The sequence below is a fragment of the Pseudomonas sp. 20P_3.2_Bac5 genome (assembly GCF_025466035.1).
Classification (GTDB): domain Bacteria; phylum Pseudomonadota; class Gammaproteobacteria; order Pseudomonadales; family Pseudomonadaceae; genus Aquipseudomonas.
In genome coordinates this window covers 45,649-63,702 of sequence record NZ_JANLOA010000061.1, presented here as the reverse complement: position 1 = coordinate 63,702, position 18,054 = coordinate 45,649, and the positions used below count along the sequence as shown (strand labels likewise).

Annotated in this window: 19 protein-coding genes; 10 read left to right on the top strand and 9 right to left on the bottom strand. The window is 65.0% G+C overall.

Annotated elements, in window-relative coordinates:
• Positions 1 to 2 precede the first annotated feature (2 nt).
• Positions 3 to 473 (bottom strand): FAD/FMN-containing dehydrogenase, encoded by a 471-nt coding sequence (locus NTD88_RS10090; RefSeq protein WP_262154909.1) that lies wholly within the window; start codon positions 471 to 473, stop codon positions 3 to 5.
• Positions 474 to 563: 90 nt separating this feature from the next.
• Complete coding sequence (locus tag NTD88_RS10085) at positions 564 to 1,355, bottom strand: AraC family transcriptional regulator (RefSeq protein ID WP_262154908.1); 792 nt, start codon at positions 1,353 to 1,355, stop codon at positions 564 to 566.
• 82 nt (positions 1,356 to 1,437) lie between these two features.
• Between NTD88_RS10085 and NTD88_RS10080 the strand changes: the two genes are divergently transcribed.
• Positions 1,438 to 2,409 (top strand): bile acid:sodium symporter family protein, encoded by a 972-nt coding sequence (locus NTD88_RS10080; RefSeq protein ID WP_262154907.1) that lies wholly within the window; start codon positions 1,438 to 1,440, stop codon positions 2,407 to 2,409.
• 192 nt (positions 2,410 to 2,601) lie between these two features.
• Here the strand turns inward: NTD88_RS10080 and NTD88_RS10075 are convergent, their stop codons facing one another.
• Genes NTD88_RS10075 through NTD88_RS10065 form a run of 3 tightly spaced genes read right to left on the bottom strand, consistent with a single transcriptional unit; the run spans position 2,602 to position 6,139 of the window.
• A complete protein-coding gene (locus NTD88_RS10075; RefSeq protein WP_262154905.1) occupies positions 2,602 to 3,885 on the bottom strand; it encodes a hypothetical protein in 1,284 nt (427 codons plus the stop codon).
• Entirely contained in the window at positions 3,882 to 5,609 is a 1,728-nt protein-coding gene (locus NTD88_RS10070) for a hypothetical protein (protein WP_262154903.1), read from the bottom strand. Before NTD88_RS10070 ends, NTD88_RS10075 begins: the two co-directional genes overlap by 4 nt.
• A gap of 50 nt (positions 5,610 to 5,659) precedes the next feature.
• Entirely contained in the window at positions 5,660 to 6,139 is a 480-nt protein-coding gene (locus NTD88_RS10065; RefSeq protein ID WP_262154902.1) for a GNAT family N-acetyltransferase, read from the bottom strand.
• A gap of 197 nt (positions 6,140 to 6,336) precedes the next feature.
• On the opposite strand from NTD88_RS10065, the gene NTD88_RS10060 reads away from it, so the two are divergent.
• The 4 genes from NTD88_RS10060 (at position 6,337) to NTD88_RS10045 (ending at position 9,335) form a co-directional block, all read left to right on the top strand.
• On the top strand, positions 6,337 to 6,960 hold the full coding sequence (locus NTD88_RS10060) for a LysE family translocator (RefSeq protein ID WP_262154901.1): 624 nt from the start codon (positions 6,337 to 6,339) through the stop codon (positions 6,958 to 6,960).
• Positions 6,961 to 6,978: 18 nt separating this feature from the next.
• Positions 6,979 to 7,881 (top strand): alpha/beta fold hydrolase, encoded by a 903-nt coding sequence (locus NTD88_RS10055; RefSeq protein WP_095155016.1) that lies wholly within the window; start codon positions 6,979 to 6,981, stop codon positions 7,879 to 7,881.
• Positions 7,882 to 7,977: 96 nt separating this feature from the next.
• On the top strand, positions 7,978 to 8,850 hold the full coding sequence (locus tag NTD88_RS10050; protein WP_262154900.1) for a pirin family protein: 873 nt from the start codon (positions 7,978 to 7,980) through the stop codon (positions 8,848 to 8,850).
• A 206-nt stretch (positions 8,851 to 9,056) separates the two neighbouring features.
• Entirely contained in the window at positions 9,057 to 9,335 is a 279-nt protein-coding gene (locus NTD88_RS10045) for a DUF1652 domain-containing protein (RefSeq protein ID WP_315975149.1), read from the top strand.
• Positions 9,336 to 9,461: 126 nt separating this feature from the next.
• Here the strand turns inward: NTD88_RS10045 and alkB are convergent, their stop codons facing one another.
• Both alkB and NTD88_RS10035 read right to left on the bottom strand, forming a co-directional pair.
• On the bottom strand, positions 9,462 to 10,115 hold the full coding sequence (alkB, locus tag NTD88_RS10040; protein ID WP_262154899.1) for a DNA oxidative demethylase AlkB: 654 nt from the start codon (positions 10,113 to 10,115) through the stop codon (positions 9,462 to 9,464).
• Positions 10,116 to 10,179: 64 nt separating this feature from the next.
• Positions 10,180 to 11,106, bottom strand: coding sequence for a LysR substrate-binding domain-containing protein (locus NTD88_RS10035; protein WP_262154898.1), 927 nt, complete (start codon positions 11,104 to 11,106; stop codon positions 10,180 to 10,182).
• Between the two features lie 109 nt (positions 11,107 to 11,215).
• On the opposite strand from NTD88_RS10035, the gene NTD88_RS10030 reads away from it, so the two are divergent.
• Positions 11,216 to 11,824, top strand: a complete 609-nt coding sequence (locus NTD88_RS10030) for a LysE family translocator (protein ID WP_262154897.1) — start codon at positions 11,216 to 11,218, stop codon at positions 11,822 to 11,824.
• 40 nt (positions 11,825 to 11,864) lie between these two features.
• On the opposite strand, the gene NTD88_RS10025 is transcribed toward NTD88_RS10030, so the two are convergent.
• Positions 11,865 to 12,029, bottom strand: a complete 165-nt coding sequence (locus NTD88_RS10025) for a DUF6026 family protein (RefSeq protein ID WP_175650522.1) — start codon at positions 12,027 to 12,029, stop codon at positions 11,865 to 11,867.
• A gap of 199 nt (positions 12,030 to 12,228) precedes the next feature.
• Here NTD88_RS10025 and gnd point away from each other — a divergent pair, with 199 nt between their 5' ends.
• From gnd to NTD88_RS10005, 4 genes are all read left to right on the top strand, one after another.
• Entirely contained in the window at positions 12,229 to 13,209 is a 981-nt protein-coding gene (gnd, locus tag NTD88_RS10020) for a phosphogluconate dehydrogenase (NAD(+)-dependent, decarboxylating) (protein ID WP_262154896.1), read from the top strand.
• Positions 13,206 to 14,708: a glucose-6-phosphate dehydrogenase gene (zwf, locus tag NTD88_RS10015; protein ID WP_262154895.1), complete on the top strand. Its 1,503-nt coding sequence runs from the start codon at positions 13,206 to 13,208 to the stop codon at positions 14,706 to 14,708. Before gnd ends, zwf begins: the two co-directional genes overlap by 4 nt.
• A 700-nt stretch (positions 14,709 to 15,408) precedes the next feature.
• The gene (locus NTD88_RS10010) at positions 15,409 to 16,986 is read left to right on the top strand and encodes a class I adenylate-forming enzyme family protein (RefSeq protein ID WP_262154894.1); all 1,578 of its coding nucleotides are present in this window, start codon (positions 15,409 to 15,411) and stop codon (positions 16,984 to 16,986) included.
• The gene (locus NTD88_RS10005) at positions 16,983 to 17,432 is read left to right on the top strand and encodes a MarR family winged helix-turn-helix transcriptional regulator (RefSeq protein WP_095155008.1); all 450 of its coding nucleotides are present in this window, start codon (positions 16,983 to 16,985) and stop codon (positions 17,430 to 17,432) included. Before NTD88_RS10010 ends, NTD88_RS10005 begins: the two co-directional genes overlap by 4 nt.
• Here NTD88_RS10005 and mobA read toward each other — a convergent pair.
• A complete protein-coding gene (gene mobA / locus NTD88_RS10000; protein ID WP_262154893.1) occupies positions 17,418 to 18,014 on the bottom strand; it encodes a molybdenum cofactor guanylyltransferase MobA in 597 nt (198 codons plus the stop codon). The two genes, NTD88_RS10005 and mobA, sit on opposite strands and share 15 nt — an antisense overlap.
• Positions 18,015 to 18,054: the final 40 nt, after the last annotated feature.

Here is an 18,054-nt window from a genome sequence, read left to right as displayed (position 1 = left end):
GCTCAGCCTTGTGGCAAGGCGTCGAGGGCTTTGCGCAGGGCGTCGGCGTCGCTGAAGGTCTGTTTCGACACCAGCGTGCCGTTCTCCAGTTGCAGCACCAGCACCTGCGCTTCACCGACTTCGTACTGCGGCACCACCTGGCCGTCGCGGTCGAGCACCACGCGGTAGTTGTAATCGCGCATTGCAGGGACGGCGAACAGCTTGCTGATCAGCGCCGGCATGCGCTGGATATCGGCGACGAACACCGCATGGCGCGCTTCCAGGTAACCCTTGGGCTGTTCCGCCACGGCGGCCTTGACCAGCTTGGCGCCGTCCATGTCGCCGGCGGCGAGCAGCACCCGGGTGCCGGCATCGAGGCTGAACGCCTGGTCATGCTGGTCGTTGAGGGTGAAGGGCTTGAGGGTGTCGCCGACTTCGGCGGCGTTGGCCATGAACGGCAGCAGGCCCAGCAGCAGTACGCAAGCAGCTTTCACAAATCGAATCCTTGAGCAGATTGGTAGGGAATTGCAGCAGGGGCGCAGCATAGCAAGCCTGCGCGGTGGCGACCTGCGGCATGCTGCCGCTCAGTGCGAGTGGTCCCGCCCCAGTTCCCCCGGCGACAGGCCGAACAGCCTGCCGAACGCGGCGCTGAAGGCCGATAGCGAGTCGTAGCCACAGGCCAGGGCCACATCGGTGACCCGCTCGCCGCGTTCCAGCGCCGGCAGCGCGCTGACCAGGCGCATGCGCTGGCGCCAGGTGCGGAAGGTCATGCCGGTTTCCTTGAGAAACAGCCGGCTGAGGGTCTTTTCGCTGACCCCGGCTTTTTCGCTGGCGTCGATCAGGCTGATGCTGGCGTGCGGGCGGGCCTGGGCCTTGCGGCACAGTGCGCGCAGGCGCGGATCGCGGGGTTGCGGCAAGACCAGGTCGAGTTCTTCGGCCAGGCGCAAGCGGTCCACCAACACCTCGGCGAGGCGGCCGTCGGCGCCGGTCAGGTCGTAGTCCACCGGCACCTCGCCAAAGCTGCGGATCAGCTCGCGCAACAGCGGATCGACGGCGATCACCCGGCACTGTTCGCCGGGCCAGAGATCCAGCGCGGGGTCAAGGTAGAGGCTGCGGATGCAGGCGTCGGCGGTGCAGGTGACCCGGTGCGCGACCTGCGCCGGCACCCACACCGCGCGGTGCGGCGGCACTACCAGCCGGGCGTTGTCGGTATGCACTTGCAGCACCCCATGCAAAGCGTGGGACAACTGGCCCCACGGATGCCGGTGGCGATAGTCGAGGGCGATGTTCGGCAAACTGCTGCGCTGCCCGTACAGCGGTCGCGGCAGGGCGGTGAGATCGCTCAGTTGCGGCTGGTTTTGTCCATTCGACGACATTAGTGGCGTTCTGGCGTTAGTCGGAAATTGCCGGACACCTTATCGTCTCCGCCACCTCCACCACAACACGCCGGAATGCACGATGAAACATCTGCGCTTACTGTTCGACAACTTCACCCTGGCCCTGCTCGCGGTGGTCGCCCTGGCCACCTGGCTGCCGGCGTCCGGCGCGGTCGCGACGTTCTTCGAAGGGCTGACGCACCTGGCCATCGGCCTGTTGTTCTTCCTGCATGGCGCCAAGCTGTCGCGTGAGGCGGTGGTCGCCGGGGCAGGGCACTGGCGCCTGCACCTGCTGGTGTTCGCCTGCACCTTCGTGATGTTCCCGCTGCTCGGGCTGCTGCTCAAACCGCTGATCCTGCCGCTGGTGGGCGATGCGCTGTACCTGGGCGTGCTCTACCTGTGCGCCTTGCCGGCCACGGTGCAATCGGCCATCGCCTTCACCTCCCTGGCCCGCGGCAACGTGCCGGCGGCAATTTGCAGCGCGGCGGCGTCCAGTTTGTTGGGGATCGTCCTGACGCCGTTGCTGGTGATGTTGCTGATGGGTGTTGAAGGCGACAGCGGTTCAAGCCTCGAAGCGGTATGGGCGATCGTCCTGCAACTGCTGGTGCCGTTTGTCGCGGGGCAACTGGCGCGGCGCTGGATTGGCGGCTGGGTGGCGCGCAATGCCGGCTGGCTGAAGGCGGTGGACCAGGGTTCGATCCTGCTGGTGGTCTACACCGCGTTCAGCGGTGCGGTGGTCAGCGGGCTGTGGAATTCGGTACCGGTATCGCATTTGCTCGGGCTGACGCTGGTGTGCTGTGTGTTGCTGGCGCTGGTGCTGTTCTGCACCCAGAGCCTTGGGCGCTGGCTGGGGTTCAATGTCGAGGACCGCATCACCATTCTGTTCGCCGGATCGAAGAAGAGCATGGCGACTGGCGTGCCCATGGCCCAGTTGCTGTTTGCCGGCAGCGCGGTGGGGGCGCTGATCTTGCCGCTGATGCTGTTTCACCAGATTCAGTTGATGGTGTGTGCGGTGCTGGCGCAGCGGTATGCGGGGCGGGGGAGTGATGTCTGAGGCTTGGATCGAGCGATGCGCATCGGTATCTACACATTTTTCGGTCATGTGGTGGTTGGAAGGCGCTTGTCAACAGACCGAGGAATGGCCACCAGGCGCATGCCGGAAGTTTTCTAGCGCTCTCAAGATCGAGCGCCGCCCGCGCGGCGCTCGATCTTGGCAACGCTGAAAAAACGCCGCCATAAGCATTCCTTACAAATCAATGATGACTTCGTCGTAAAGCTGGTCTGGCGCCAAACGCTCGGTGTCGTGCAGGTGCGAGTCCTTGGCCAGTGCTTCGAGCAGGGTGCGCCTTGGCACTTCGGTGTTGCCGGCCTCGTCCTTGCTGCCGTACTGCTCGGGCAGGGTGGACAGCACGCTGGTCAGGCGCCCGGGCTTGTCGGCGTTGCCTTTCTTGTGGAAATCGTCCCACAGGTTTTTCGGCGTCGCGTTGCGGCTGCCATGGTGACCAACCTTGTACAGGTCCACCGAGCTCAGCCGTTCGGCGACGCCGGGCTGGCTGAGGGCATAGCGCCAGTTTTCAATTTGCGCATCACCAGGGAACAGCAGTTTCTTCTCGCCGATCTCGAACAGCAGGATCAGGCTGGTGTTGTTCATCGCCTTGTCCAGCGCGGTGACGATCGACATCCATTGCGTGCCGCGACTCTCGCGCACGCGCTGGGCGATCCAGCGCGCCCGCCGTGGCAGCTTGCCGCCGGGGCTGTAGGGCGCCTCTGGAAACGGCGAGGTGCTGGCGCCACGGCTGACCCGCTGGCCGAACAGCAGTTCGGGCTGGCGCAGCCAGTATTGCGGGTCGTCCTTGGCCTGGCGGCGGACTTCCGCGCTCTGTTCCACCGTCGGCGGGCCGAGCACCAGCGTGACGACCCCCGGCAGCACGTCGGCCAGCGGGTCGTCGGTGCCGTAGTGGGCGTAGGCGGCGCGGGCGCCGGGGCGGTTGCCCATGTCGATGAGGTTGTTCACCGCAGCCTTGTTCTTGATGTTGTTCTCGCCAAGGAATCCCAGGCGCCGGGTCTGTTCCGGGCTGAGGCCCTTGGGTTGGGTTTTCAGGCGTTCGGTAAGGTTTTCGGCGAGCTGGTTCATGCCGTCCAGGGCCTGGGCATGGGCACTGGCCAGCGGCGCGGTGGCTTTTTCCGGGAGGTCCGGTTGCTCGGTCCAGGGTTGCAGGACCACGTCCGGCTCCAGGGCGCGAATGATATCGCCCGGTCCCTGGCCGTCCTTGCCGGGGGTAAAGCCGCTGATATGGTCGGCGTGGCGGTGGGTGGCGACCAGCGCCTGCAGCTTGCCGCCGCAACGCGCTTTGATGTCGTTGGCAATCTTGAGGATCTGCGCGGACTTGCTCATGCCTTTGGGCATGCCCACGGTGCCGAAGTCGATCAGCACATGGCGCTGGCTGTCGTCCGGGTAGACGAAGCGCAGCAGGAAGCAATCGCCGAAACCGACCTGGTAGGCGAACAGGTGCAGGCGGACCGGGCTCATGGCTGCACCTCCCCGGCGGGCGGCTGCATGGCCCGGGCCCGGTGGATGCGCACCAGGTCGGCGGCGGAGCCGGGCGCCGCGCCGTTGCTCTCGGGACCGTACAGCCATTCCAGGCGCCGCACCTGCCAGCGGGCATCGGTCAGCGGACGATCGATGTGGTACTTGATGCGCCCGTATTGATCGAAAATCAGCGTCCCGGCGCCATACACGGTCATCGCGTCGGTGGTCGCCATCCACGCCGGGCGCGGCTCCTTGAACACTGCCTTGAACTCGGCGCCGAACAGGTTGACCCGGCTGGTGTACTCGCAGACCGTCTCGCGCAGGATGAAGCCGTCCGGGCCGAAGCGCAGGCTGGGGCGGACCGAGGTCACCTCGGTGTAAGCGTCGGTGTCGATGTGCAGCGTCTCGCGGTTTTCCCAGATGAAACGGAACACCTCTTCGGAGTCGCGCAGCATCGAGTCGAAGTGGCTGCTGCGGTACTGGATCTTTTCGTTGTCGGCGAAGGTCAGCCAGCAGCCATCGGCATCGGTGCGCCCGGCGGGCACCTGGATGCCGTAGGCGGCGAAAGTGTCGCGGATGATCTGCCGGTAGCTGTAGCGCGAATCGTCCGGCGCCACTTCGGCGTCCACGGTGAGCAGCGCGGCCAGGTAGTGGCCGAATTCCAGGTCCAGCGGCGGCGAGTAATCGAGGGCGCGGATGGCGATGGTCAGCAACTGGTCGGCGGCCTTGGCGCCTTCGTCGATCACCGCGTCGAGGTTGTAGCGATTGTGGCCGAAGGTGCCGAGGGATTTGCGCCGTGCCACCCACAGCTCCAGCATGCTGCGCAGCATGGCTGCGGCGAAGATTTCACCGCGGCTGTGGGGCTCGGCGTAGTCGGGGCTGTCGAGGTAGTCGGTGGACGGGCGCAGTTGCACCGAACGGCGCAGCGGGTTGGCGCGCAGGCCGGTCATGGCCTGGCCGAACTGCTCGCCGAGGCCGAACAGCAGGGTGTCGGCCAGGGCGTCGATTTCCAGGGCGTCGCCGTCGATCAGGCGCACGCCGTCCTGTTGCTGGATATCCACGCCGCGGTAGCGGGTCAGGGCGAATTCGATCACCTCGCGCAGGGAAAACACAGAGAGCAGCGCCACCACATCGGCGAAGCCTTCATGAAAAGCCGCCTGGTCCGGGCCCGAGGCGTTCATGAAGCCGGCGCGCAGGCCGTCAAGGATGGCGTGGGTCGCCTCGTGGGCAACGATGTCGTGGGAGAGGGCGGTGAATACCCAGTCCTCGCCGTCCTGGAAGTAACCGAACATCAGCGCGCGGTCATCCCGCGAGTAAAAGGCATTCGCCTCGACGAAGGCGTGGGGGACGATGTGCAACTGGTGCCCGTCGAAGCCCCAGGCGATACGCCGGCCCAGCGCCAGTTCGAAGCGCGACAGGGTACGCATGACCACCGCGTAGACCTGCTGGCAGTGAAAGCGCGGGTCTGCCAGCACGCCGGCCTGCGGCGGATCGAAGGGGTCGACGGCCTTGTCGCCTGGCGCCTGCTGGTAGGTGTGCGGGGTGTACAGGCGGTTGGCCGAGGCGTCGAAGTCGATCACCTTGACCCGGTAGCCGGTGGGCCCGTCCGCCAACGACTCCAGCGGTACGCTGACCTTGGCGAACAGCGGCGTGCCGTCCGGGCTGGCCACCGCCGGGTCCTGGGCGAGGATGGTGAAGGGCTGGGTATTCGCTTTCGCCGCCATGGTTGCTGTACTCCCCTGTTCAATCCGTCGAAGTGGGTGTGCTGCGGGTATCAGCCCTGGGCGAAGTTGCGCAGGGTGTCGCCCTCCATGCGGTAGCGCACCCATTCGTCCTGGGGTTGCGCGCCGATGGAAAGGTAGAAATCGATGGCCGGCTGGTTCCAGTCCAGCACGCTCCACTCCAGGCGACCGCAGTCGTTGGCGCAGGCCACCTGGGCCAGGTGGCGCAGGAGCAATTTGCCGGCGCCGGTGCCGCGGGAGTGCGGCGTGACATACAGGTCTTCGAGGTAAATACCGTTGCGCCCGAGCCAGGTGGAGTAGCTGAAGAAGTACACGGCAAAACCGATGGCCTGGCCGTCACGCTCGCAGATCAGCGCCTTGGCGCTGCTGTCCGGGCTGAACAGGCTGCGCTGGATGTCCTCGACGCTGGCGATCACTTCATGGCGGGCGCGCTCGTATTCGGCGAGTTCAGTGATGAAGGTGAGGATTTGTGCGGCGTCTTCGGGCCGGGCGGGACGGATGTGCAACGACATGAAAGGCATTCCGATGAAAAAGGTGCCGACATCGTAGTCCACTTTACTGGCGCTCGTCAGAGGGTAAGTGAGAGCGGAACAGTAAAGTGTATGTGCGCAATAGTGCGGAACTGTATCGCTGTGCGGAGAAGGTTTCCCGGTAGGGTTTTACCTACAACGCCAAAGGGCGCGACGCCCCGATAATCAGGAACACCGCCATGCTGCTGACCTCCCTCAATCTGCTTTCAGCCTTCGTGCTGTTTGCATTCGTTTCTTCGATCACCCCGGGGCCAAACAACACCATGTTGATGGCCTCGGGGGTGAACTTCGGCGTGCGTCGAAGCATTCCGCATGCGCTGGGGGTGAGTATCGGCTTCATGCTGATGGTGCTCGGGGTGGGGCTCGGCCTGGGCGAGCTGTTCAAGCTCTACCCGATGGCCTACACCGTGCTGCGCTATGCCGGTGCCGCGTACCTGTTGTACCTGGCGTGGAAGATCGCCACGTCCGGGCCGATGTCCGTCAGCGATGGGCAAAACCGCAAGCCGCTGGGCTTCTGGGGCGCGGCGGCGTTCCAGTGGGTCAACCCCAAGGCCTGGGTGATGGCGGTCGGCGCAATCACCACCTACACGCCGGCCCAGGGCTACCTGTTCAACGTCGTGGTCATCGCCGCGGTGTTCTGTCTGGTCAACCTGCCGGCGGTGTGTGTCTGGGTCATGTTTGGCAGCGCATTGCGGCGCTTCTTGCAGGATCCGCGTTGGCTTCGGCTGTTTAACCTGCTAATGGCAGCGCTGTTGGTGCTATCTCTGTATCCGTTGCTGTTTGTAGAATCGGGCTTTTCCTGATTCCTGCTGCGAGTCCCGATGGAACTGATCCCCTGGTCGCATGATTGCGCCGAACACTTCACCCTGCGCGGCTGGCGTTCACCCGCCAGCGGCAGGCCGCTGCTGCACTTCATTCATGGCAACGGCTTCTGCACCCTGGCGTACCAGCCGCTGCTGGAACGCCTCGCGGTGCACTTCGACCTCTGGCTCAGCGATGTTCAGGGCCACGGCGACAGCGATCACGGTGGCACCTTCGTCGGCTGGAACCGCAGCGCCGAACTGGCGCTGGAAGCCTTTCACGCCGGGCGCGGTGTCTACGGCGATGTGCCGATGTTCGCGGTGGGCCACAGTTTCGGCGGCGTGCTTACCGGGTTGATGCTGGCCCGCGAGCCGCAGCTGTTCCGCCGCGCGGTGCTGCTCGACCCGGTGGTGTTCAGCCGCTCGATGATCGGCGTGATGGGCGTGGCCAGCCTGTTCGGCATGCACCGCCGTCACGGCCTGGCCCGCAAGGCTGCGACCCGCCGCAATTTCTGGCCGGACCGCCAGACCGCCCACGACTCGCTGCAAGGCCGCGGCATCTTCAAGGGCTGGAACGAAGCGGCCCTGCAGGCCTATGTCGATCACGCCATTGGCGACTGCGGCGAAGGCGTGGTGCTCAAGTGCCGGCCCAGCCGCGAGGTGGAAATCTTCAGCTCCTTCCCGCAACGGATGTGGGCCTCGCTGACCAGCATCGAGGTTCCGACCCTGGTGCTCTACGGCGAGCAGACCTATCCCTTCGTGCCCTTGTCATTGGCGCGCTGGGCACGCCTGAACCGCAAGGTCGAACCGCGCAAGGTGGCGGGCGGGCATTGCTTCATGCAGGAAGATCCGCAAGAAAGCGCCGCGCAGATCGAGGCCTGGGTGCTGGAAGCGCTGACCACCGCGCAAGTGAAATCTGCCTGATTGTTCCACTAATGGAACAGTGCGGGCGTTTTTAGCCCTCTACCGCCTTTTTCGTTGCATGGGTATTGTTGGTCCCATGCAACGAGGAGGTTCTCAATGAAAAAGATTCAAGGCGTTTACCAAAGCCCGGCGGCCCATTGGGTCGGTGACGGTTTTCCGGTGCGCAGTCTGTTTAGCTACGACAACCTGGCCCGCCATATCAGCCCGTTCCTGCTGCTGGATTACGCGGGGCCCCATCATTTCAGCCCGACCAACGCGCGCCGTGGCGTCGGCCAGCACCCGCACCGCGGCTTCGAAACCGTGACCATCGTCTACCAAGGCGAACTGGAGCACCGTGACTCCACCGGTGCCGGTGGCCTGATCGGGCCGGGTGACGTGCAGTGGATGACCGCCGCGGGCGGGATCATCCATGAGGAATTCCACGCGCCGTCGTTCGCCCGCACTGGCGGCATGATGGAAATGGTGCAGTTGTGGGTGAACCTGCCGGCACGGGACAAATCCGCGCCCGCCGGCTACCAGACCCTGCTCGCCGCCGACATTCCGCGGGTCCCGTTGCCTTCCGAGGCCGGCAGCCTGCGCGTGATCGCCGGTGATTACCTCGGCCACAAAGGGCCGGCGCGGACCTTCACGCCCATGGACGTCTGGGACCTGCAACTGCAGGCGGGCAAGTCCGTCAGTTTGTCCACCCAGGACGGGCACAACGCGGCGCTGGTGGTCCTGGCCGGCAGTGTCAGGGTCAATGGCCAGAAGGACGTGGGCAAGGCGCAACTGGTGTTGTTCGAGCGCGACGGTGCAGCGGTGCAGTTGGACGCCAGTAGCGACAGCAAATTGCTCTGGCTCAGCGGCGAACCGCTGGACGAGCCCATCGTCGGCTACGGGCCGTTCGTGATGAACAGCCAGGCAGAAATCGCCGAGGCGTTCGATGATTTTCACGCCGGCCGTTTTGGCCAGATGGGCGCGGAGGGGTGATCCGACAACCTTTCGTCCGATGGGCCATCACTTTGCCTGAACCCGCTAGCGGGCGCGCCGCTCCCTAAATCAGGGCCTACGGGGTTGGCTGGTGACGGCCATGCGCGGGTTCAATGAGGGAAGCGCTGACCAATGGCTTTTTGCAATTTGAACCTGCTGCCGGGCAGGCCTAACGTGGGCGACAGCCTTGATGACCAGAGGGTTGAATGATGCCAATGCATGGAGTGTGCGATCTCGAGTTGCGGCAATTGATAGAGGGTGCGTTCCTTCCGGACCGCTGCGAGGTGCGTTGTGGTGACGGGATGTCGCTGACCCTGTATTTCCCTGCCGATGCTACACGCCAGGCGATGGTGGTCGGCGATATCCAGCTCAACAGCCTGCCCGATTGCCGGGCACTGGCTGACCTGGTGATGAAAGTGCGTCAGCAGCGTGAACTGCACAGCCATGGGCGGGTGGACGTGCCGCATCTGATGACGGGGCGCTGAGTTTTTAGCGCGTTCGCAATCGAGCGCCGCTAACGCGGCGCATCGCTGGCAAGCCAGCGCCCACAGGGCCCCCGGTGCACACAGACCTTGTGGGCGCTGGCTTGCCAGCGATGAGCCGCCCCCAATTCACCCCGCCTTGCGCAACGTAAAATTGATCCGCCGCGCCCCCAGCAGCGGATGCACGCCGTCCTTGAGCGGCAGAATCCCGTGAAAGCGCAATCGATCCTCGCCACCCCAGACCATCACATCCCCATGCTGCAGCCCGATCTTTTGGGTGCGGTCGGCGCGCGCGTGCCCGCCGAACAGAAAGGTCGCCGGCAAGCCCAGTGACACCGACACGATCGGCTGGCTGAAGTCGCGTTCGTTGCGGTCCTGGTGCAGGGTCAGGCGATTGCCGAGCAGGTAGCTGTTGACCAGGCAGGCATCCGGGGTGAAGTCGGCGAAGCCGGCCTGGCTCGCGGCCTCCCGCGCCAGTTCGAGAAAGACCGGCGGTAACGCCGGCCACGGTTCTCCGCTCAGCGGATCAAGCGGGCTGTAGCGATAGCCGCGCTGGTCGCTGATCCAGCCCAGTTCGCCGCAGTTGGTCACCCGCACCGCGATGGTTCGCCCGCCGGGCGTGGTCATGTTGCGAAACGGCGCGGCATGCACCACCCGGCGCAAGGCTGGCAGCACCTGTTCCACCCGCTCGAGGGCGAAGCCGGGCAGCAGCACCGTCTGTTGGCCGACCCACTGCGGTTCGCGGCGCTGCGGTGAATCGAACAGCGCAAGTTCTGTCTGCATGCTCAAAGAAGTTCCCGGATAAATCAGGTCGCCAGTATGAACCGGCGCGTGCAGGGTTGCCGGCTCACGCGACCGAACGGCGCTCAACGCCAGGCGGATCAGTATCGGGACACTGCTGGAGCAGGAAGTCGCGCAGCGTGGCTAGGCTGTCCTGCCAGGCGCTGCCTGTCGGCCAAACCAGGTAATAGGCATCGCCGGTCGCCACCGCCTGAGGAAACGGCAACGCGAGCCGGCCATCACGCAAATGGGCGCCGATCAGCGCCAGGTCGCCGACGGATAGCCCATGTCCGGCCATGGCTGCGGCCATGCCCTGGTCGAGGGTGTCGAAGCAGATGCCGCGCGTCAGGTCGATGTCCGTCGCCAGCCCGCTGCCGCGCAGCCAGCGCTGCCAGTCGCGGCGGTCGCTGGACGGATGCACCAGCGCGGCACTGCTCAGGCGCTGGGCATCCCACGGCGAATCGCCCAGCAGCGCCGGCGCGCAGATCGGGATCAGCCACTCCTCGAACAGCTTGCAACTCTGCACCTGCTCGCCGAAATGGCCATTGCCGAGCAGCACTGCGCAATCGTAGGGCTCACTGGAAAAATCCACGGCGTCCTGGTCCATCCACACGCTGGCCAGTTGCACGGCGACGTTTCGCGGGTCGTGCCTGAAACGCTCCAGGCAGCCGAGCAGCCAGTGCATGGTCAGGGTCGACGGGGCTTTCAGGCGCAGTTGCCGGCCGGCGCCGCGAAATGGCTGGCACGCTTGCTCGATCAGGCTGAAGCCGGCGTTGAGCTGGCGGGCGAGGCGTTGCCCGGCGTCGGTCAGGCGCAGGCGCGGGCCATGACGTTCGAACAGGCGGCAGCCCAGGTGGCTTTCCAGGCTGCGGATGTGCCGGCTGATGGCGCTTTGGGTCAGGGCCAGTTCGTCGGCGGCGCGGGTGAAGGAGCAGGAGCGGGCGGCGACCTCGAAGGCGCGCAGGGCATACAGCGGGGGCAGGCGGTCAGCCATGGCGAAGGCTCATGATGAGTTTGAGTCATAGTAGGCCAGCGCTTTTTGCGTTTTTCAAGGCAGCACTCTCTGCCCAGAATGCGCGGATTCACCGCTACGAGAGCCAGACATGAACACACCGCTGCTGATTGCCTACCTGGGCACTGTCATCCTGTTGATCGCGACGCCGGGCCCGGTGGTCCTGCTGGTGGTGGAGGCCAGTAGCCGCGCCGGCACCGCCACGGCGGTGAAAACCGCGCTGGGCGCCAACGCCGCATCGTTGATTCTGGTCGCGGCTGCTGCGGCGGTGCTGGCGGGCAGCCTGGCGATCAGCCCGCACTTGCTGCAATGGGGCGGTCTGCTGGGTTGCCTGTTTATCGGCTGGCTGGGTTTCAGCGGCTTGCGCGATTGCGCCAGCACCGAGACGGGCGTGGCCCCGCGCGCCAGCGGCTGGTGGCAAGGCTTCGTGATCGGTATCTCCAACCCCAAGGACATTCTGTTTTTCGTGGCCCTGTTCCCGCAGTTCATCCCGGTGACCGAATCGTTCGGCACCAGCATCGGGTTGTTGGCACTGCTGTGGCTGATCGTGGACCTGAGCATTCTGGCGCTGTACATCGGCCTGATGCGGCACAGCCTGGCGCAGCGTTACCGGGCGTCGGTATCACGGGTATCGGCGGGATTGCTGTTGCTGGTGGCGACGGCGGGCGCGGGGTACTGGCTGACGGTGTTGCTGGGCTAACGGGGCGCAATGCAGGGTGATTGCGCCCGGAGGGAGGAAATCAGGCGCTGGCCCGGCTGGGCGACTGGGCCTGTTGTAGCATCAGGTTCAGGCGGGCTACCTGCTCCTTGAGCTGGTCACGTTCCTGCTTCAGACGTTGCAGTTCGTCACGGCGAACCTGGACGTAGAGCGTCTGGGGTGGGCTTGCCGGCATCAGGGTTTGCATTGCGCACCTCGCAAATGGGTTGTCACAGAACTGAAGCGTAGACGCTTGACGGGGCGCGATTCTGAATTCTTTTTCCGCCGGGTGGAACTTTTTTGTTTGTCGCTGTCGTGCCGTTCGTCGTGAAACCATCCTCCGGTCGTCTGGACTAACCTTGTGCACCTGATGAGGCATTTCTTCCTTTCGAACGGAGCGTCGGCACATGCAACTGGGAATCGTGGGGCTGGGCCGCATGGGCGGTAATATCGCAAGGCGCCTGATGCGCAATGGCCATCAACTGGTGGTGAACGACCGCAATCAGGCGGCAATCGACACCTTGGTGGCGGAGGGCGCACTAGGCGCGCCGGACCTGCCGGCGCTGGTGGCGCAACTGGGCAAGCCGCGGGCGGTGTGGGTGATGTTGCCGGCAGGCGCCCCGACCGAAGAGACCATCGCGCAACTGGCCGACCTGCTGGAGGCGGGCGACGCGATCATCGATGGCGGCAACACCTTCTACAAGGACGATATCCGCCGCGCCGGCGAGCTGAGCGCGCGTGGCCTGCACTATGTGGATGTCGGCACCTCGGGCGGCGTCTGGGGGCTGGAGCGCGGCTACTGCATGATGATCGGCGGTGAACAGGCGGTCATCGATCACCTCGACCCGCTGTTCGCCAGCCTTGCTCCGGGCGTTGGCGACATCCCGCGTACTCGCGGACGCAGCGGCCCGACCGGCCGTGCCGAACAGGGCTACATCCATGCGGGGCCGGCCGGCTCCGGGCATTTCGTCAAGATGGTCCACAACGGCATCGAGTACGGCCTGATGCAGGCTTACGCCGAAGGCTTCGACATCCTGCGCGGCAAGGCCGGCGAGGAGTTGCCGCCCGAACAGCGCTATCAACTGGACCTGGCCGAGATCGCCGAGGTCTGGCGGCGCGGCAGCGTGGTCACCTCCTGGCTGCTCGACCTGACCGCTGATGCGCTGGCGGCCGATCCGCAGTTGAGCCATTACAGCGGCGCGGTGGACGACAGCGGCGAAGGCCGCTGGACCATCGATGCGGCGGTGGAGCAGGCGGTGCCGGTGCCGGTGTTGTCCAGCGCGCTGTTCGCCCGCTTCCGTTCGCGACAGCAGCAGGGCACCTATGGCGATCGCCTGCTATCGGCGATGCGCTTCGGGTTTGGCGGGCATGTCGAGCGTTCCGAATGAATGAATACAACGTCGAAACCGCTCCACCTTGCACCCTGTTCCTGTTTGGCGCCAATGGCGATCTGGTCAAGCGCCTGTTGATGCCGGCCCTGTACAACCTGAGCCGCGACGGCCTGCTGGACCGCAATCTGCGAATCGTCGGCGTCGATCACAACACCGCCAGCGGCCCTGAATTCGCCGCCCGCCTGGAAGCCTTCATGCACGAACGCGACAAGGCGGCGGGCGAGGGCGCGCAGTGCCTGGACCCGAAGCGCTGGGCCAAACTGGCAAAGCGTATCGATTACCTGACCGGGGACTTTCTCGACGACGCCACCTACCAGGGCATCGGCAAGCACATCGACAAATCCCGCAACGGCAACGCGATCTTTTACCTGGCGACCTCGCCGCGCTTCTTCGCCGATGTGGTGCAGCGCCTCGGCGCCGCCGGGCTGCTGGACGAGCGCGACGGCTTTCGCCGGGTGGTGATCGAAAAACCGTTCGGCTCGGACCTCGCCAGCGCGGAACTGCTCAATGCCCGCCTGCTCAGCGTCATGAGCGAAAAGCAGATCTACCGAATCGACCATTACCTGGGCAAGGAGACGGTGCAGAACATCCTCGTCAGCCGTTTTTCCAACGGCCTGTTCGAAGCGTTCTGGAACAACCACTACATCGACCATGTGCAGATCACCGCGGCGGAAACCGTCGGCGTGGAAGAGCGCGGCGGTTTCTATGACGGCACCGGCGCCTTGCGCGACATGGTGCCGAATCACCTGTTCCAGTTGCTGGCGATGGTCGCGATGGAGCCGCCGGCCGCGTTTGGCGCGGATGCGGTGCGCAGCGAAAAGGCCAAGGTCATCGGCGCGATCCGGCCCTGGTCGAAAGCCATGGCCCTGAAGAACTCGGTGCGCGGGCAATACAGCGCGGGCAAGCTCGGGCGCAAGAAGCTCAAGGGCTATCGCCAGGAACCGCGGGTCGACGCGGACAGCCAGACCGAAACCTATGTCGCCCTGAAAGTGATGATCGACAACTGGCGCTGGGTCGGCGTGCCGTTCTACTTGCGCACCGGCAAGCGCATGAGCGTGCGCGACACCGAGATCGCCATCTGCTTCAAGCCGGCGCCCTACGCGCAGTTCCGCGACAGCGATGCCGAACGGCCCAAGCCCAACTACCTGAAGATCCAGATCCAGCCCAACGAAGGCATGTGGTTCGATTTGCAGGCCAAGCGTCCCGGGCCTGCGCTGGCGATGGAGAACGTCGAGCTGGGCTTCGCCTACAAGGATTTCTTCAAGATGCGCCCGGCGACCGGCTACGAGACCTTGATCTATGACTGCCTGATCGGCGACCAGACCCTGTTCCAGCGCGCCGACAACATCGAGAACGGCTGGCGGGCGGTGCAGCCGTTTCTGGATGCCTGGAAGGACGGCGGCGAGGTTCATGAATACCCGGCGGGTGAGGATGGCCCTGCGGCGGGGGATGAGTTGCTTGGGCGGGAGCGCAGGAGCTGGCATCGGTTGGGTTGAGTTTCGGCTTCATTGTTGGAAGGGTATCTACACTTCTCAGGGTTGTGTAAAGGTCACGAGCCGCCTCTCAGCGGAACCGGTGATGGCCGCTGTGTGCTAGCCGACAGGTCTTTAGTGCCCTTGAGATCGAGCGCCGCCCGCGCGGCGCATCGCGGATGAATCCGCTCCTACATTTGTTGCAACGCGCCATGGCCTGTGGGATTGGCGTTGCCAGCCTTGGTGCATGGCGGGAGAGTGCGGGGCGGCTGAGGCGCCAGCCTTGAAATTGAGCCGAACCACCAAGGCGGTCAACCATGGCCTGACAGGCATAGGTACGTTTCAAAAAATGTAGGAGCGGATTCATCCGCGATGCGCCGCGCGGGCGGCGCTCGATCGTGAGAGCGCTAAAAGACTCTCGACAAGCACTTTCCGGCCATCACCCTGACCTTCATTCAAAACCATCCAAACGGATGCCTGTCCAAGCCGTCAGTATTTTCCCGCATAGCCCGTAACACGCGGGCTACAGCCATTCCTTGACGCCATTTATTCGCCGCCAATGGCAACTGGCTATATTGTTTCGGATGCGGCATCTTAGAAAAAAAGCGAGCGCGATCGGGCTTTTTGCAACCCTCCACGAGAGGCGATCGCGTTTCATTTTTCACGTATCTGTTGAAGGGTTTCGCATGGACGCCGTCTTGGCAAAGTCAGGGAATTGCACGCCATGAGCCGGCCGGGCGGACTGCAACAGGTCCTGGACGACAGCAACGGGCGGTATCCGGGCAAGGCGGCGATCATCTACGCCGGCGAGACCTACACCTACGCGCAAGTGGAAGACGCCAGCCAGCGACTGGCCGGCGGGCTGCTGGGGGTCGGTCTGCGCACGCAGGACCGGGTGCTGTTGTGCCTGGGCAACCGCATCGAAACGGTCTGCGCCTTTTGGGGCGTGCTCAAGGCCGGCGGGGTGGTGGTCAATGTCGAGCCGCAGGTCAGCGCCAGTCACCTCGACTACATCCTGCGCGACTGCGAAGCCACGGTGCTGATCACCACTTGCGCCACCCTGGCCGGCCTGCCGGTCAGCATCGCCGGGCTGCCGCACCTGCGCAGCATCGTCCTGCTCGACGGCGAGCCGGATGCCAAGGCCACCCGCACCTTTGAAAGCCTGCTCGGCCAGGAGGCGTGGTGCGCATCGGCGATGCCGCCGCAGGAACAGGACCTGGCGACCATTTTCTATCCCGACGACGTTCCGGGGCCGCCACGCGGGATCATGGTCACCCACCGCAACATGCTTGCGGCACTCGGGTCATTGCGGCGCAACCTGGCCTATCAGGTCAGCGACAACGTGCTGTGCTGCTTGCCGCTGTCCTCGGACTACGGCCTGTACCAGATGCTGATGGCGCTGGACGCAGGCGCCACTCTGGTACTGGAGAAAGCGTTTGCCTGGCCGATATACCTGGTTGAGAGCATCGAGCGGCATGAAGTCAGCGTGGTGCCCTTCGTCGCCAACACGCTGATGCTGTTGCACGAGCACGCGGCCCGGCGCGGTATCTGCTTTCCCGCGGTGCGGTTGGTCACCAACGGCGGCACCGGGTTGCGTCGGCGTCAGGTCGCACGGATCGGCACGCTGTTTCCCACGGCGCAGATCTGCACGCTGTACGGCCTGCCGGAGTGCAAATGTTGCGCCTACCTGCCCGCCGAAGATGTCCACGGCAAGCCGGGCAGCCTGGGGATTCCGGTGCCCGACACCGAGGTCTGGCTGATCGACGAGGAGGGCCGCGACATTCTCCAGCCGGACCGCATGGGCCAACTGGTGATCCGCAGCCCGTCGATGATGCCGGGCTACTGGCGCAACCCGGTGGTTACGGCGCAGCGGCTCAAGCCGGGCGTCGAGCCGGGCGAGACCGTGCTGCACACCGGTGACCTGTGCAGTCGCGACGAGGACGGTTATCTGTATTTCCATGGCGCGATCCAGCGCCTGGTGACCTGCGACGGCGTGCGGGTCAATCCAGTGGAGGTGGAGAGTTTTCTGCAAGCCCTCGAGGGCGTGCAGGACGCCGCGGTGGTGGGCATTGCCGACCCCGTGGCCGGCGAGCGGCTGTGGGCTTTCGTGGTGCCGGACAGCAACGGGCCGCCAAGCCCCGGTGAAGTGCTGGAGCGATGCCGGGCCGGATTGACCGCCTGGCAGGTGCCGCAAGGGGTCACGTTCAGAGGCGTGTTGCCCAGCACCGGTAGTGGTCGGGTGGACTTCACCCTGTTGCAACAATGGGCACGTAACGAGCAGATGCAGGGAGATGGACAATGACAGCCGCCGAAACAACCCTTGAGGAACCGCACTTTGATTTCGACAGCATGCTCTGTTTCGCCCTGTATTCCACGGCCAACGCCATGGTCCGTGACTATGGCGAACCGCTGCGCCGGCATGGCGTGACCTACCCGCAATTGTTGGTGCTGATCGGCCTGTGGGGCGAGGACGACCTGTCCATCAGCGCCTTGAGCGCGGTGACCCTGTTCGACCTCGGCACCCTGACGCCGATCATTCGCCGCCTGGGCGAGGCCGGGTTCATCACGGTCTACCTCGACCCGGGCGACCGCCGCCGGCGCAAGGTGCTGCTCACCGACAAGGGCCGCGACCTGAAGGTCGAGGCGGCGCGGCTGTTCGACAGGATGCAGGACAAATTGGCGCTGGCGCCGCAGAACAAGCAGCAAGTGCTCGACACCTGCCTGCAGATCCGCTCACGGCTGCGCTGAAGCGGAGCCGTCGAGGTGCTGCGGCGTGTTGAAGTTGGCCAGCCGCGGATCGTCCTCGGCACAGTCCAGGGCCACTAGCGGCCCGCTGCGCAAAACTCGCAACAGGCTGCGTTCACCGGCATCCCAGGCGTCCGCCAGGGATTCGCGCAGGGCCCGCGGGATCACGCTGAACATCGGCTGCCATTGACCGGCCTGGCGCACCATCACCGAGGTGTTGTGCGTTGCGGCGAGGGCCCGCATCGACGTCAGCAACGCGTCGTCCACTTGCGGCGCATCGCAGGCCAGCACCAACAACCACTCATGCCGCGCCACTTCGAGCCCGGCCAGGACGCCGGCCAGCGGGCCGGGAAAATCCGGCTCGTGGTCGTGGACCAGGGTGTCGGCGTATAGCCGGTAGGTGTCGGCGTTGCGGTTGCAGGAAATGATCAGGTCATCACTGAGGGGGCGCACCACCGCGTGCAGGTGGGCGACCAGCGGCGTGCCGCGCCAGGTCAGCAGGCCCTTGTCCTGGCCGCCCATGCGCTGGCCGCGACCGCCGGCCAGGATCAGGATCGAACAGGGCGGAAGAGGGGCGGCGCTCATTGCGAAGTGTTTCCGTCGGACAGGGTCCGCCACCTTCCCA